The organism is Nocardiopsis sp. NRRL B-16309 (genome assembly GCF_001279585.1).
In the GTDB taxonomy this organism is placed as follows: domain Bacteria; phylum Actinomycetota; class Actinomycetes; order Streptosporangiales; family Streptosporangiaceae; genus Nocardiopsis.
The window spans coordinates 40,796-55,843 of the sequence record NZ_LGEC01000027.1 but is presented as its reverse complement, the minus strand read 5'-3'; the positions used below and the strand labels follow the sequence as shown (position 1 = coordinate 55,843).

Genomic DNA, 15,048 nt, shown 5'->3' with positions numbered 1-15,048 from the left:
ACCACAGATCCCTCCAGGAGTACTGACAATGACGATTTACTCACTGTGCGTGACCACCCTCGGCATGGCAGGAGTCGACGCGGAGGGCGGGAGTGGGACGCCGCCTCGAACGCGGAGGGCCGACGCACCGTACAGTAACCAAAAGTAGTGGATAAGTCGCGCACTGTGTCGGCTTGTTGGGCAACTCGGCCCGGTACCGGCGGACTGTGTCCGGACCGATACCGGACCGAAACCCGGGTCAGCCGTCCTCGGGCACCATGGCGCCGAGCAGGACGAGGGCCGCCCAACGGGTCGTGGGAGCCCGCCGGCGACGCGGGCGAGCACCGCGACCGCGCGGCTCCTGCGGGGACGGGGCCTCCGGGCAGGGCCTGACCGGTGCGCCCGGCCGGGTCAGGCGGCGGTGTGGAAGACGTTCTGGGCCCGGTCGAGGCCGTCGGTGAGGACGGTGCGCACCGCGTCGGCGGCGCGCTCGACGTTGAGGTCCAGCTCGCCGCGCTCCGTGGCGGAGAAGTCCCTGAGCACGAAGGCGGCCGCGTCCATCCGCCCCGGCGGACGGCCCACCCCGAAGCGCACGCGCACGTAGTCCGGGCCGGACAGGGACGCCGTCAGCGACTTGAGCCCGTTGTGCCCGCCGGAACCGCCGCCGCGCTTGAGCTTGAGCGCGCCGTAGTCGATGTCGAGCTCGTCGTGGACGACGATGATCCGCTCGACGGGGATCTTGTAGAAGGCGCTCAGCGCGGCCGTGGGGCCACCGGAGAGGTTCATGTACGTCCGCGGCTTGGCCAGCACCACCGGCGTACCGTCGAGCCGGGTCTCCACGACCTCGGCCCGGGCCTTGTGGGACTTCCAGCGCTCGTTCGCGGCGCGGGCCAGCGCGTCGACCACCATGAAGCCCGCGTTGTGCCGGTTCGCCGCGTACGCGGGGCCGGGGTTGCCCAGCCCGACGACCAGCCACCGCTCGGTCTCAGCCATGTCCTCGTTCTTCCTGACGCCCGACCTTTTCGACCCCCGCCACCAGCTCCACATACGGCCGACCCTATCGGCCACGCGACGAACGCGCGGCCCCCGGAACCGGGGACCGCGCGTTCGCGATGCGGTGGTGGCGTCCTTCGCCTACTCGGCGGCGGACTCGCCCTCGGTGCTCTCCTCGCCCTCGGCGGGCTCCTCCTCCACGCGGGGCGCGGAGACGGTGAGCAGCAGCGAGTCGGGGTCGGTGACCAGCGTGGTGCCCTCGGGCAGCTTGAGCTGGGAGGCGGTCGGGTTGTCGCCGACCTCCAGGCCCTCGACGCTGAACTCCACGCCCTCGGGGATGTGGGTGGCCTCGGCCTCGACGGTCACGGTGACGAGCTCCTGGTTGAGCACACCCGGTGCCTTGACCTCACCGGTCAGGGTCACGTTGATCTCGACCTCGACCTTCTCGCCCTTGGACACGACCAGCAGGTCGACGTGCTCAAGGAAGCCCTTGATGGCGTCGCGCTGCACGCTCTTGGGAAGGGCGAGGTTGTCCTTGTCCAGGCCGTCCAGACGAATCAGGACGTTGGGGGTCTTCAGGGCGAGCATGAGATCGTGGCCCGGCAGGTTCAGGTGGCGGGGCTCGGTGCCGTGGCCGTAGAGGACGGCCGGCACCTTACCCGCGCGGCGAGCGCGACGGGACGCGCCCTTGCCGAATTCCGTGCGGGGCTCGGCAGCGATACGTACCTCGGACACGACAAAACTCCTCGGGTTCAACCCCGCAGCACGGGGAACACGACTCCAGTAGTACGAACGATTCCCGCCCTCGGCGGGGAAGCGGCGGGGTCACCCCACAAGCAGGGGACGCGACCGCGCTGGTTCCAGGCGTGCCCGGCGAGCCGCCACCGGACCCGTCCGGCCCGGGAACGCTCGTCGCGCACCCCTGCCCGCTTTGCCACACGCAGCCCGCAAGGGCTCCGTCTGGGCACGGGGACACTCGGTCAAGTCTACTGGTTCCGCGGACCCCTTTAATACGGCCTCGCGGGCCCGGCCGGGGCTCGGTGCGCGAAGGACAGGATACCGCGTCCGCGCCCTCGCGCCGCTCTCCGGCGGCGCCCCGCGGGGCGCCGCCGGAGAGCGGCGACGACCGGCTACTCGAACAGGCTGGTGACCGAGCCGTCGGTGAAGACCTCGCTGATGGCGCGGGCCACGAGCGGGGCGATCGACAGCTGCGTCAGCTTGGCGAAGGAGCGCTCCTCGGGCACGGGCAGCGAGTTGGTGATGACCACCTCGGAGATCCGCGAGTCCTGCAGGCGCTGCGCGGCCGGGCCCGACAGCACGCCGTGCGTGGCGGCGACGAGGACCTTCGCGGCGCCCTGCTCGAAGAGCGCGTCGGCCGCCTTGACGATGGTGCCGCCGGTGTCGATCATGTCGTCCACCAGCACGCAGGTGCGGCCCTCGACCTGGCCGACGACCTCGTGCACCTTCACCTGGTTCGCCACGTCCGGGTCGCGGCGCTTGTGGATGATCGCGAGCGGCGCGCCCAGGCGGTCGGCCCACTTGTCGGCGGTGCGCACGCGGCCGGCGTCCGGGGACACGACGGTGATCTCGGACAGGTCGACGCGGCTCGCGATGTGGTCGGCCAGGATCGGCAGCGCGAACAGGTGGTCGACCGGCCCGTCGAAGAAGCCCTGGATCTGGTCCGTGTGCAGGTCGACGGCCATCATCCGGTCCGCCCCGGCGGTGCGGAACAGATCGGTCATCAGGCGCGCCGAGATGGGCTCGCGCCCGCGGTGCTTCTTGTCCTGGCGGGCGTAGCCGAAGAACGGCGTGACCACGGTGATGCGCTTGGCGGAGGCCCGCTTGAGCGCGTCAACCATGATCAGCTGCTCCATGATGGCCTCGTTGATCGGATCCGCGTGGCACTGGATCACGAAGGCGTCGCTGCCCCGCACCGACTCCAGGTAGCGGACGAAGATCTCACCGTTGGCGAAGGTGTCGAACCGCGTGGGGACCACGTCGATCCCCATCTCCTTCGCTACCTCTTCGGCCAGCGCGGGGTGCGTGCGCCCCGAGAAGAGCATCATCTGTTTCTGGCCGGTGGTCTTCATGCCGCTCACGTGTTTCTCCCCCACAGTCACTGCTCGTTGTCGGCTCTGTGCCGCTCGGCCCGCTCCGCCGCCTCCGCGGCCGCCGTACCCGGACGCTTGCGCCGGGTCCAGCCCTCGACGTTGCGCTGGCGGTTCCCCTCGGAGACCGCCAGGGCGCCGGGCGGGACGTCGTCCCGGATCACGGCTCCGGCCCCGGAGTAGGCACCGTCGCCCACGTGCACCGGCGCGACGAAGGTGTTGTCGCTGCCGAGCCGCACGTGGTCGCCGATGGTGCTCCGATGCTTCTCGACCCCGTCGTAGTTGACGAACACCGAGGAGCAGCCGATGTTGCTGCCCACACCGATGTCCGCGTCGCCGACGTAGGTCAGGTGCGGGACCTTGGATCCGGCACCGATGTTCGAGTTCTTGACCTCGACGAAGGCGCCGGCCTTGGCCCGCTCGGCCAGGCGGGTGCCCGGCCGGAGGTAGGTGTAGGGGCCGACGGTGGCCCCGGGGCCGATCTCCGCCCCGTCCGCGGTGGTCTCGCGCACGCGCGCGCCCTCGCCCACCACCGTGTCCTCCAGGGTGACTCCGGGGCCGACACGGGCGTCCTCACCGATGACGGTGGCACCGAGCAGGCGGCTGTCGGGCTCGATCACCGCGTCGCGGCCGATGCGCACCTGGACGTCCACCCAGGTGGTGGCGGGGTCCACGACCGTGACGCCGGCGCGCATGTGCTCGCGCAGCAGGCGCTCGTTCAGGACGCGCCGGGCCTCGGCCAGCTGGACGCGGTCGTTGACGCCCTGGACCTCCTGCCAGTCCCCGGCGACCCAGGCGCCCACGCTGTGGCCGTCGCCGCGCAGCAGGGCGACAGCGTCGGTGATGTACTCCTCGCCCTTGGCGTTGTCCGTGGACAGCCGCTGGACGACGGAGGAGAGCAGGGCGCCGTCGAAGGCGTACATGCCGGAGTTGATCTCGTCGATCTCGCGCTGCTCGGGGGCCGCGTCGGCGTGCTCGACGATGCGCGTGAAGGAGCCGTCCGCGTCGCGCACGATGCGCCCGTAGCCGTGGGGGTCGGGCACGCGGGCGGAGAGCACCGTGACGGCGTTGCCCTCGCTCTCGTGCTCGGCGACCAGCCCGGCGAGGGTCTCGGCACGGAGCAGGGGTGTGTCGCCGCAGGTGAGGATGACCGTCCCGGTGAGTTTCACGCCCTGCGAGGCGAGGTCCTCCACGGCCATGCGCACAGCGTGGCCGGTGCCGTTCTGTTCGTCCTGGACCGCGGTGAGGGCTTCGGGAGCGGCCTGCGCCAGATGGGCCCGGACCTGCTCCCGGGCGTGGCCGACGACGACCACCGAGTACTGGGGAGACAGGTCACGGGCGGCGGAGAGCACGTGTCCGAGCATGCTTCGCCCGTTGATCTCATGGAGGACCTTGGGAAGCTTGGACTTCATTCGGGTGCCCTCGCCCGCCGCGAGGACGATGACGGCAGCCGGGCGGTTCACGCTCACTGAAGGGGACCCCTCGTGATAGCTGGCGATTGCACTGTCGGCTCACCCTGCGGCGGCGCGCCACGCGCGGCGCACGGGCGGCCGTCGGATGATCCAGCGGCCGACATGGGAAGGATACATGTGCGTCACCTGCCACCCAGCGGGCCTGCTTTGTTGGGGCCTCCGCTCGTTCCTCGCCTTGGTCCGGTGCTCGGGGCGCCGGGTAGCCGGTTCCAGAGAGCGACATTGGCCCACGCGAACCTGGAGTGAGACATAGGCCATCCAGATGGGGTGCCCGGAGATGCCGTGGGGAGGCATGAGCCACGTCGAACCCCGTGTGTTGGACGTGCACGGACAGGCCGACGTGAATCCCAGGGGGTGAGACGCGAGCCATGCGACCGAGGGAACCCGCAGGGGGTGGCCCTGCACGAACAGACCTACGTCGACCCCAGGGGGTTGGAGGTCGCCGTTCAGCCCGCCCTCAGCCCTCGGGGGTCAGAGGTGGGCAGTTCAGCGTTCCGGGACCCCAGGGGGTGAGACGTGGCCGTTCAGCCTGCGGGGCCACAGGGGGTGTCGCGAGGGGCGCGCCAGTGTTCTGCAGGAGGAGACGGGGCCGCCGAGGAACGAGCAAGGCAAGTCGACGACGAAGAACATCTGGCCTCCAGCGCCCCGAGCACGGGGCCAAAGCGAGGAACGAGCGGAGGCCCCCAGAAAACACGGCGAGGGCGCCGACGGGGTTCTGGAGGGCCTGGAGGTGCACTCCCGAGGAACGAGGGCGTGCACCGCAAGGCGCGAAGGTTCCCGTTCTCAAGGCGCCCGAGCTCCCGGACCAGGGCTCGAACCTGGACGATGGGGACCAAAACCCCACATGCTGCCGATTACATCATCCGGGACGGCGGGGCGCCGGTCGTGCGCCCTGTCGGCCGCCACCAACATAGCGCCTCCGCGAGGGGGGTTGCCAAACCTACGGCAACGTAGGTTACGGTTACGTAGGAATAGGTTGGGCTGTCGCGGTGGGTGCACACACCCTCGGTCGCCGTCCTGACCGAGACGACGTTCGAGTGACGCGAGGTGTTGGAGACCATGACCGCAGCTCCTGAGGTACCGACCGCGACCCCCCGGAAGCGCGAGGTCATCCCCGAGTACGAGCCGGAACTGAGGGGCCGGGCCGAGCGCTACACCGTCTTCGCGTTCGTGTTCATCCCGCTCATCGCCCTGCTCGCGGCGACCCCCTTCTTCTGGGGCTGGGGCCTGTCCATGACGGACATCGTCATCGGCACGGTCTTCTACCTGATCAGCGGCCTGGGCATCACGGTCGGCTTCCACCGGCACTTCACCCACGGCTCGTTCAAGGCCAACCGCCCGCTGCGCATCGCGCTGGCGATCGCCGGCAGCATGGCCATCGAGGGCAGTGTCATCAAGTGGGTGGCCGACCACCGCCGCCACCACAAGTACGCCGACGCCGAGGGCGACCCGCACTCGCCGTGGCGCTTCGGCGACGACTGGAAGTCGGTCGCCAAGGGCCTCTACTACGCCCACATGGCGTGGATGTACCTGGACGAGAAGAAGACCTCGCCGCGCCGGTTCACCCCGGACCTGCTCAAGGACAAGGACGTCGTCCTCGTCGACAAGCTCTTCCTGCCGATCGTGATCTTCTCGCTGGGCGCCCCCGCGCTCATCGGCGGCCTGGTCACCATGTCCTGGTGGGGCGCGGTCACCGCGTTCTTCTGGGCGAGCCTGGTCCGCGTCGCGCTGCTGCACCACGTCACCTGGTCGATCAACTCCATCTGCCACACCATCGGCGAGGAGAACTTCGAGGTCCGCGACCGCTCCCGCAACGTGTGGTGGCTGGCCATCCCGTCCTTCGGCGAGTCCTGGCACAACCTGCACCACGCCGACCCGACCTGCGCCCGCCACGGTGTGCTCAAGGGTCAGATCGACATCTCCGCCCGGGTCATCTGGGCGTTCGAGAAGTTCGGCTGGGCCACGAAGGTCCGCTGGCCCAACAAGGAACGGCTCGCCGCCAAGCGGGTCAGCGTCTAGGATCTGAAGCCATCATGGGAGCAGCCGACAGCGATCAGACGACTCGTGTGCGCCGCAAGCGCATGACGGGCAAGGAGCGTCGGCAACAGCTTGTCGAGATCGGCCGGGAGCTGTTCGCCGAACGCGGGTTCGACGCGACCTCCGTGGAGGAGATCGCAGCACGGGCGGGTGTGTCCAAGCCCGTGGTCTATGAGCACTTCGGTGGCAAGGAGGGCATCTACGCCGTCGTCGTGGACCGGGAGATGCGCACGCTCCTGGACATGATGGGCGAGGCCCTCACCGCCGACAACGCGCGCACCAAGATCGAGAAGGCGGCGCTGGCGCTGCTCCGGTACGTGGAGGAGAACACCGTCGGGTTCCGGGTCCTGACCCGCGACTCGCACGTGGCCTCCGCCACGGGAAGCTTCGCCAGCCTGCTCAACGACATCGCCAGCCAGGTCGAGTACATCATGGTCGACGAGTTCGCCGACCGCGGCTACGACCCGGCGCTGGCCCCCATGTACGCCCAGGCCCTGGTGGGTATGTGGGCCCTGACGGGACAGTGGTGGCTGGAGGTGCGCCGGCCCAAGCGCGAGGTGGTCGCCGCGCACCTGGTCAACCTGGCCTGGAACGGACTGTCGAGCCTGGAGGCGCGGCCGAAGCTCCAGACCAAGGGGCGCGGAACGGACTGAGTCGCCGGAAGCGGTGACGGCGGGGGCGGTACTCCTGGTACCGCCCCCGCTATCTTGATGTCAAGAGATATGCTGGGCCCATGCGCGATGAGGTGGATGGGCTGATCGAGGCGTGGCGCTCCCAACGCCCGGACGTGGACGTGTCACCGCTGGAGGTGTTCAGCCGGGTGTCCCGGCTCGCGCGCCACCTGGACCGCGCCCGCCGCACGGTGTTCACCGAGCACTCGCTGGAGACGTGGGAGTTCGATGTCCTGGCCGAGCTGCGCCGCTCCGGCCCCCCGTACGAGCTCAGCCCCGGGCGCCTGCTCCGGGCCACCCTGGTGACCTCCGGGACGATGACCAACCGGGTGGACCGCCTGGCCGCCGCCGGCCTGGTCCGGCGCCGCCCCGACCCGGCCGACAAGCGCGGCGTGCTGGTCAGGCTCACCGACCAGGGGGCCGAGCGGATCGACGCCGCCCTGGCCTCGCTCGTGCGGTACGAGGAGTCGCTGCTGGCGCCGATGCCGGACGACGACCGCGAGCAGCTGGCATCGTTACTGAGATGCCTTCTCGCGCCACTCGACAGGGGTCCGGGAGATCCACAAGACTAGTTACTCGGCGGTATCCGTCTCTCTCACCGGGACCCGTCTGTCTGGGCGCGAACCACATTCCAGGCTTGGTTGGAGATCACAGTGAGAATCCGGTGGATCGCGGCGCTGGCCGCGGCGGCCGTCGCCATGACGGGCTGCGGGGCCGACGGCGGGGACCCGGCCGACGAGCGGGTCGGGACGGAGTCGAGCTACTACCTCTCCCTCGGCGACTCGTTGACCGTCGGCGTCCAGCCCGACGCGGACGGGCGGCCGGAGACGACCTCCGACGGGTACACCGACGTCCTGTACCGGAACATGTACGACTCCGACTCCACGCTCGACCACGAGCGGATGGGCTGCGGCGGCGAGGACACCACGAGCTTCGTCGAGGGCGGGCTCGCGCACTGCGACGAGCAGTACGACGGCGCCTCCCAACTGGAGGCCGCGGAGGCCTTCCTGACCGAGAACGCGGGCCGGGTCGACCTCGTCACCCTCACCATCGGCGGGAACAACTTCACCGGCTGCGTGAGCGACCTGGAGAGCGCGGACGGGCCCTCCCTGGACACCGCGTGCGTCGAGGACGGCCTGGAGCGCATCGACACGGAGGTCCCGGTCATCGCGAGCCGCCTGCGCGCGGCCGCCGGACCGGACACGCAGATCATCGCGATGACCTACTACAACCCGTTCCTGGCCGCGCTGCTGCTGGAGGGCGGCGGGGCCGACGAGGAGGAGTCGGAGGACGCCGAGCCGGGTGACGGCCCCGAGGACGCGGACGGGACCGGCGAGGACGGGGCCGACGGCGCCGACGGCGCCGAGGCCGGCGAGCCCGACCTCGTGGAGTACGCCACCGGTGTCCTGGAGGAGATGAACGAGTCCCTGCGGTCGTCCTACGCCGCCCAGGACATCGAGGTCGCCGACGTCGAGGCGACCTTCGAGTCCACGGACTTCGAGGTGCCCGCGGACAGCGCCACCGGCATGCCGGCCAACGTGCAGGCCATCTGCGACCTGACGTGGATGTGCGACACCGACCGCGGTCCGGACATCCACACCAACCAGGCGGGCGCCCAGGAGATCGCCGCCACGTTCGAGGACCTCGTCCAGTAGCCGACGTGCGGCCCGGGGCGGCCCGTGCGAGCGCGCGGGCCAGGCCCCGGCACGGCCGGTCGCCGGGGACCCAGGGAGTGTCTTTCTGAAGGCTTTCGGGTGAGCGAGCGGTCGTCAGGCCATCTCTCGCAAGACGATGTGCGAAGTTCAGCCTGGTGGTGCTTCACGAGCGCAGAGGCGCGGCGAGAGGCGGCCTGGCGGCCGCGAGCCCGGAATGCCGCAAAGAACACGACCTAGTCGTCCACCTGCTCGGCGTGCTCCAGCCAGGTCTCCTCCAGCTGCTCGCGCTCGGCGGCCAGCGCCTTGGCCTCGGCGTCCAGCTCGGCCAGGCGGGTGTAGTCGTCGGCCGCGGCGGCCATCAGCTCGTGCAGCTCGGTCTCGCGCTTGGACACCCGGTCCATGCGGCGCTCGACGCGCTGCATCTCCTTCTGGGCGGCGCGGCGGTCGGCCGCGGACACGGCCGGGGCCCTGGACTCGGGCTCCGCGGCCGTCTCTGAGGCGCCCAGCGGCACCGTGGCCTCGCCCGCCCTGAGCGCACGGCGCTCCAGGTACTCGTCGACGCCGCCGGGCAGGAAGGCCAGCCCGCCGTCGCCCATCAGCGCCAGGACGCGGTCGGTGACCCGCTCCAGGAAGTAGCGGTCGTGGCTGACCAGGACGAGCGAGCCGGGCCAGCCGTCGAGCAGGTCCTCCAGCTCGGTGAGGGTCTCGATGTCGAGGTCGTTGGTGGGCTCGTCCAGGAGCAGGACGTTGGGCTCGTCCATGAGCAGCCGCAGCAGCTGCAGGCGGCGGCGCTCGCCGCCGGAGAGCTCGCCGACCGGGGTCCACTGGCGCTCGCCGCGGAAGCCGAACCGCTCCAGCATCTGGCTGGCGGTGTAGTCGCGCTTGCCGATGGTGATGTGCTCGCGCACCTCCATGACCGTCTGGAGCGGCCGGGCGGCGGGGTCGAGCTCGGCCACGTTCTGCGACAGGTGCGCCAGCTTGACCGTGCGGCCCGTGCGGACGAACCCGCTGTCGGGCTCGCGCTCCTCGGCGAGGATCTTGAGCAGCGTGGACTTGCCCGCGCCGTTGACGCCCACCAGTCCGACCCGGTCGCCGGGGCCGAGCTGCCACGTGAGGTGGTCGAGCAGGACCCGGTCGGGGACGGCGACGGTCACGTCCTTGAGGTCGACGACCGTCTTGCCCAGGCGGGAGCTGGCGAAGCGGACCAGCTCGACGGAGTCGCGGACCGGCGGCTCGTCCTCGATGAGCTGGTTGGCCGCCTCGATCCGGAACTTGGGCTTGGAGGTGCGCGCGGGGGCGCCCCGGCGCAGCCAGGCCAGCTCCTTGCGCATGAGGTTCTGGCGGCGCTCCTCGGCCGCGGCGGCCTGGCGGTCGCGCTCGGCCTTGGCCAGCACGTAGGCGGCGTACCCGCCCTCGTAGCGCTCGACGGCGCCGCGCCCGACCTCCCAGGTGCGCGTGGTGACCGCGTCCAGGAACCACCGGTCGTGGGTGACGACCACGAGCGCCTCGGGACGGGCGTTCAGGTGCTGGGCGAGCCAGGCGATGCCCTCGATGTCGAGGTGGTTGGTGGGCTCGTCCAGGACGATGAGGTCGTGGTCGTCCACCAGGAGCCGCGCCAGACCGGTGCGGCGGCGCTCGCCGCCGGACAGGTCCGCCATCGAGGTGTCCAGGTCCCAGCCGCTGAGCAGGCCGCGCAGGAGGTCGCGGATGCGCGCGTCGCCCGCCCACTCGTGCTCGGCCCGGTCGCCCAGGACGAACTCGCCCACGGTGGTGTCGGGGAAGGTGTCGCGCTGGTGGAGGAAGCCGACGCGCAGCCCGCGGTTGTGCACGACCCGGCCCGAGTCGGGCTCGGTGAGCGCCGACAGCACGGAGATCAGCGTCGACTTGCCGCCCCCGTTGCGGCCGACGACGCCGATGCGGTCGCCCTCGTCCACGCCGAGCGAGACCTTGTCGAGGAGTACGAGGGGCCCGTAGGCCAGGGACACGTCCTGAAGATTGACCAGATTCATCACTGTCCATTGTGGTCCCCCCGGCGCGGTGCCCGGACCGCGCGGTGCCGCGCGACGGACGGGCGCGCGTTCGGCCCCGTACCCTCCGCGTTCCGCCCGGGTCCGCGGGTGCGGCGCCTCAGCCCAGGCGCGCGGCGTAGCGGCCGCGCAGCTCCTCGGCCCTCTCGCGCGGCCACGGGCCGCGCACGTCGCCGTTGACCGCGGCGAAGTACCGCTCCAGGTGGGTGTGCCAGGCGGCGAGCGCCGTCGGCAGGACCGACCCCAGGTGCTCGGGCACGGTCTGGGTGAGTTCGACGCGGTTGCCCAGCTCCGGATCGTGGATCAGCTCCCAGCGGACCGTGCCCGCCGCGGCGCCCTCGTGCGTCCAGGTGTACTCCAGCACGCGCGGGGGGTCGGCCTCGGTGACGGGGCCGGCGCCCACGTCGTCGTTGACGGCGCCCACCGGGGGCGCGGTAGCGGCCTCGACTTCCCCGCCTCCGGTCAGGGCGGCCCAGGCGTCGTCGAGCGGCGTCCACAGCAGGTCGCGGGTGAACGAGACGACGTAGCCGTCGGGGGTCGTCACCGCCGTGCCCTCGTCGAGGCCGAACTCGGCCACATAGCGCTCCACGGCCGCCAGACGGTCGGACGCCGCCTCGGGGGCGGCCTCGGGCTCGCGCCCCTCCAGAAGGTCCTCCAGGGCGGCCAGGCACGTGTCCCAGCCGTGGGCGGTGCCCGCCGCCGCCACGCGGCCGAGCGCGCCCCCTCCGGCGACGTGCGTGAGCGTGAACCGCGTTCCGCCGGCCTCGGTGCCGTCGGGTGCCACCTCGAAGCGCAGGGCGTCGCGGTTCCACAGGAACCCGAACACGCGCGGGGGCTCGAACTCGGTGACCTGCCCCTCGCCGCCGTCCCCGGCGTCGGCCGGGTCCTCGGAGAAGGTGAAGCGCAGGTGCCCGCCCACGCGCAGATCTCCGTCGATGGCCGCGGGGAACCAGCGCGCGAGCTCCGCGGGGTCGGACACCGCGCGCCAGACCCGTTCCGGGTCGGCCGCGAAGCGCCGTTCCAGGAGCAGGACCGCGTCGCCCGCCACCACCCGCAGTGTCGCCGTCGGCTGTGCCATCGTGCACTCCACTTCTCGGTCGGCCCGCTCGGTGCGATCGGCACCTGGTCGTGACCGTACCCACGACGGGACGCGCCCGGAACCGCACCACGCCAGCGGGCGCGTGGGGGCGGACCGGGAATCGGACCGGAACCGGCCCAGGGCCCGCGGGTCCGCGCCGACGCGGCCCGGGAGTCACACCAGGAAGAAGTCCCGGGCCGCCTTGGCGATGCCCTCCGCGTCCAGGCCGTGCTCCCGGTCGTGGTCGGCGGGCGTGCCGTAGGCCCGCAGCTCCTCGCCCCGGTCCACGCCCAGCCCGAGCTGGCGGTGGCGCCGGTCGGACAGGGCCTCGGCGACCTCGTGTGCGGAGGTGCCCCGCAGGTAGGGCTCCACCACCAGGACGTCGGCGTTCCCGGCCCGCCCCGCGAGCGCGCTCAGCCCCTCGCGGTCGAAGGGCCGCACGGTGGAGGCGTAGGCGACCGTGACGTCCAGGTCGGACGTGGCCGCCAGGACCCGGTCGAGCATCGGGCCGACCGCCACGACCACGCCCGCCGAGCGGGCCGAGCCCTCGCGCAGCACCGTCAGGCGGGGCGAGACGGGCCTCGGCGCGCGGTTGCCCGTGGCCGAGAGCCGCACGTACACGCGGTCGTCGCCGGAGATCGCGTCCCTGAGGACGTCGCGCACCTCGTCGTGGTGGCCGGGCACGTGCACGTTCCACCCGGGCAGGGTGTCCAGGAGTGCGACGTCCCCGGGCGCCTGGTGGGTGCGGCCCGCCGTGGAGGCGTCGTAGGAGCCGCCGATGCCGACCAGGACCGCACCGGTGCCCTGGTGGCCGAAGTCCAGCTTGACCTGCTCGAAGGGCCGCTCGACCAGGAAGGGCGCGTAGCTGTGCACGATGGGGCGCATGCCGGTCAGGGCGAGCCCTCCGGCCACCCCGATCATCGCCTGCTCCCGGATCCCGACGTCGATGACGCGGCCCGGGTGGCGGGCGGCGGCCCGCCGGAACATGTCGCCGGAGATGACGGCGAGGACGAGGGCGGTACGCGGGTCGTCGTCCAGGGCGGCGCTGACGGCGTCGGCGAAGGCCTGGCGCATGTTCGTGTTCCTGTTCATGTCCGTGTCCGTGTTCTCGCTCATGTCCCGACACGCACCCGCGCGACGACGGCGAGCGGCCTGCGGGGGTGCGGGCGGGTGAGGGCGCCGTGGAGGGCGTCCTGGTCGCGTCCGTCCGCCTCGCGCGTCTCCCAGCCCTCCAGGGCGAAGCGCGACGCGATGCCGCCGGGCCAGCCGTACCTGGCCGAGCGGTTGTCCACCACCACGGCGGTGAGGTTGTCCGTGCCGAAGCGGCCGGCGGCGGCGATGGCCTCGTGGTTGCTGCCCTCGTCGAGTTCGCCGTCGCCGACGAGCACGACGACGCGTGGCGCGGCCCCGTCGGGTCGGCGCACGTCCTGGGCGCGCAGTCCGAGCGCCGTGCCCAGGGCCAGGGGCAGCCCGTGGCCGAGGGAGCCGCTGCCGATCTCCGCTCCGGGCACGAGTACGCGGTCGGGATGGTGGCCCAGCGGGGAGTCGAAGGCCGCCCAGGTGCGCAGGGTCGGCACGTCCAGGAAGCCCTTGGCCGCCAGGACGGCGTAGAAGGCGGCGGGGCCGTGGCCCTTGGAGAGCAGGAAGCGGTCGCGCGCGGGATCGTCGGCGGTCTCGGGGGTGACGGTGAGGACGCGGTCGTAGAGGACCCACAGGACGTCGAGCGTGGTGTGCGCGGCGGCGCTGTGCTTCTCGTCACCCTCCATCAGGCCGATGAGGGTGGGAAGGTCGGCGTAGCGGGAGAACGTGGCTGCGGTCGGCATGGACCCAGTGTTCAACCTCAAGCACGATTGAGGTCAACCCGCGCGGACCCGCCGGGGCACCCGCCGGCCTGGGTGATCTGCGTCACACCAGTGCGGTCACAGGACGGTGGCGCCCGGCACGTCCCCGTAGGCCGTCACGACCCGCTCGCACAGCCCGCTCGCCTCCAGGGCCGCCACCACGGCGCGCTCGCGCCCGTCGATCACCGAGCGCTCCTCCGCGCCGCCGCCGACCAGGAACGCGCAGGTCGGCCCGGACCCGGAGACCAGGGCTCCCAGCGCTCCGGCCTCCCGCCCGGTCCGGAGCGTGCGCTCCAGCTCCGGGAGCAGGGACAGCGCGGCGCCCTGCAGGTCGTTGCTCAGCGCCCGGCCCAGCGCCACCGGGTCGGCGGCGGCCAGCGCGGCCGCCAGGGCGGCGTCGGCGCGCGGTTCGGGGGCGTCCGGGCGCAGGCGGTCGTACTCGGCGAACACCTTGGCCGTGGACAGGCCGTGCGGCGAGAGGGCGAACACCCAGTGGAAACGACCGGATCCGGTCATCGGTTCGAGGATCTCGCCGCGCCCGCGACCGACCGCGGTGGCCCCCACCAGGGCGAAGGGCACGTCGCTGCCCAACTCGGCCGCGTAGTCGAGCAGGGTGCTCCGGGGCAGGTCACAGCCCCACAGGCGGTCGCAGGCCACCAGCGCGGCGGCGGCGTCGGCGCTGCCGCCGGCCATCCCGCCCGCCACGGGGATGTGCTTGTCCATGTGGATGGTGACCGGGTGGCCCAGACCCGTCCGCTCGGCCAGCAGGGCCGCGGCGCGGGCGGTCAGGTTCGTCCCGTCCAGGGGCACGCGCGACAGGTGGGAGCCCAGCCCACCGCCCACGGTCAGTTCCGTGAGGGCGGTCTCGGGACGCGAAGGCGCCGCCGTAACGGTAACCTCATCGAACAGTGAGACGGCATGGAACACGTTGACGAGGTCGTGGAACCCGTCCTCGCGTCCGGGCCCCACCGCCAACTGGAGGTTCACCTTCGCGGGGACCCGCACGGTTACGGTGGTATTAACGGTCACGAGTCCCCAATCGTAAAGGAACCCCCACCTTGCGTGAACACACACCCCCCGCGGGTCAGCGGTGTGTTCGACGCACGCTGGGGACCGTCACTTCTGTCATGTCAGTTACCGCCCGCACCACTCACGGCCTGATCCGGCCCGCGAGTGGGAATCAGGGC

13 protein-coding genes are annotated in these 15,048 nt (G+C 71.8%); 4 read left to right on the top strand and 9 right to left on the bottom strand.

The features are described 5' to 3' along the window. Positions 1–390: 390 nt before the first annotated feature. The 4 genes from pth to glmU all read right to left on the bottom strand — a co-directional run bounded on the left by pth (position 391) and on the right by glmU (position 4,549). Positions 391–1,026, bottom strand: a complete 636-nt coding sequence (pth, locus tag ADL05_RS04905) for an aminoacyl-tRNA hydrolase (RefSeq protein ID WP_053615662.1) — start codon at positions 1,024–1,026, stop codon at positions 391–393. Between the two features lie 87 nt (positions 1,027–1,113). Next, on the bottom strand, positions 1,114–1,707 hold the full coding sequence (locus tag ADL05_RS04900) for a 50S ribosomal protein L25/general stress protein Ctc (RefSeq protein ID WP_053615661.1): 594 nt from the start codon (positions 1,705–1,707) through the stop codon (positions 1,114–1,116). Between the two features lie 395 nt (positions 1,708–2,102). Further along, complete coding sequence (locus ADL05_RS04895) at positions 2,103–3,071, bottom strand: ribose-phosphate diphosphokinase (protein ID WP_053615770.1); 969 nt, start codon at positions 3,069–3,071, stop codon at positions 2,103–2,105. A 17-nt stretch (positions 3,072–3,088) separates the two neighbouring features. Beyond that, complete coding sequence (gene glmU, locus ADL05_RS04890) at positions 3,089–4,549, bottom strand: bifunctional UDP-N-acetylglucosamine diphosphorylase/glucosamine-1-phosphate N-acetyltransferase GlmU (RefSeq protein ID WP_082376109.1); 1,461 nt, start codon at positions 4,547–4,549, stop codon at positions 3,089–3,091. Between the two features lie 1,062 nt (positions 4,550–5,611). On the opposite strand from glmU, the gene ADL05_RS04885 reads away from it, so the two are divergent. The 4 genes from ADL05_RS04885 to ADL05_RS04870 all read left to right on the top strand — a co-directional run bounded on the left by ADL05_RS04885 (position 5,612) and on the right by ADL05_RS04870 (position 8,915). After that, the gene (locus tag ADL05_RS04885; protein ID WP_053615660.1) at positions 5,612–6,571 is read left to right on the top strand and encodes a fatty acid desaturase; all 960 of its coding nucleotides are present in this window, start codon (positions 5,612–5,614) and stop codon (positions 6,569–6,571) included. Positions 6,572–6,585: 14 nt separating this feature from the next. Further along, positions 6,586–7,242 carry a TetR/AcrR family transcriptional regulator gene (locus tag ADL05_RS04880; RefSeq protein ID WP_231640599.1) on the top strand — a complete coding sequence of 219 codons (657 nt, stop codon included), beginning with the start codon at positions 6,586–6,588 and terminating at the stop codon, positions 7,240–7,242. Positions 7,243–7,322: 80 nt separating this feature from the next. Continuing rightward, entirely contained in the window at positions 7,323–7,832 is a 510-nt protein-coding gene (locus ADL05_RS04875; RefSeq protein WP_053615659.1) for a MarR family winged helix-turn-helix transcriptional regulator, read from the top strand. Between the two features lie 81 nt (positions 7,833–7,913). Beyond that, positions 7,914–8,915, top strand: a complete 1,002-nt coding sequence (locus ADL05_RS04870; protein WP_053615658.1) for a GDSL-type esterase/lipase family protein — start codon at positions 7,914–7,916, stop codon at positions 8,913–8,915. Between the two features lie 233 nt (positions 8,916–9,148). Here ADL05_RS04870 and ADL05_RS04865 read toward each other — a convergent pair whose 3' ends face one another. The 5 genes from ADL05_RS04865 to ADL05_RS04845 form a co-directional block, all read right to left on the bottom strand. After that, complete coding sequence (locus ADL05_RS04865) at positions 9,149–10,924, bottom strand: ABC-F family ATP-binding cassette domain-containing protein (protein WP_053615657.1); 1,776 nt, start codon at positions 10,922–10,924, stop codon at positions 9,149–9,151. A gap of 118 nt (positions 10,925–11,042) precedes the next feature. Continuing rightward, a complete protein-coding gene (locus tag ADL05_RS04860; RefSeq protein ID WP_053615656.1) occupies positions 11,043–12,020 on the bottom strand; it encodes an SRPBCC family protein in 978 nt (325 codons plus the stop codon). A 174-nt stretch (positions 12,021–12,194) separates the two neighbouring features. Next, positions 12,195–13,094: a transketolase family protein gene (locus ADL05_RS04855; RefSeq protein WP_053615767.1), complete on the bottom strand. Its 900-nt coding sequence runs from the start codon at positions 13,092–13,094 to the stop codon at positions 12,195–12,197. Between the two features lie 38 nt (positions 13,095–13,132). Next, positions 13,133–13,843: a thiamine pyrophosphate-dependent enzyme gene (locus tag ADL05_RS04850; protein WP_053615655.1), complete on the bottom strand. Its 711-nt coding sequence runs from the start codon at positions 13,841–13,843 to the stop codon at positions 13,133–13,135. Between the two features lie 96 nt (positions 13,844–13,939). Next, positions 13,940–14,890, bottom strand: a complete 951-nt coding sequence (locus ADL05_RS04845) for a 4-(cytidine 5'-diphospho)-2-C-methyl-D-erythritol kinase (protein ID WP_082376108.1) — start codon at positions 14,888–14,890, stop codon at positions 13,940–13,942. Between the last annotated feature and the right edge of the window lie 158 nt (positions 14,891–15,048).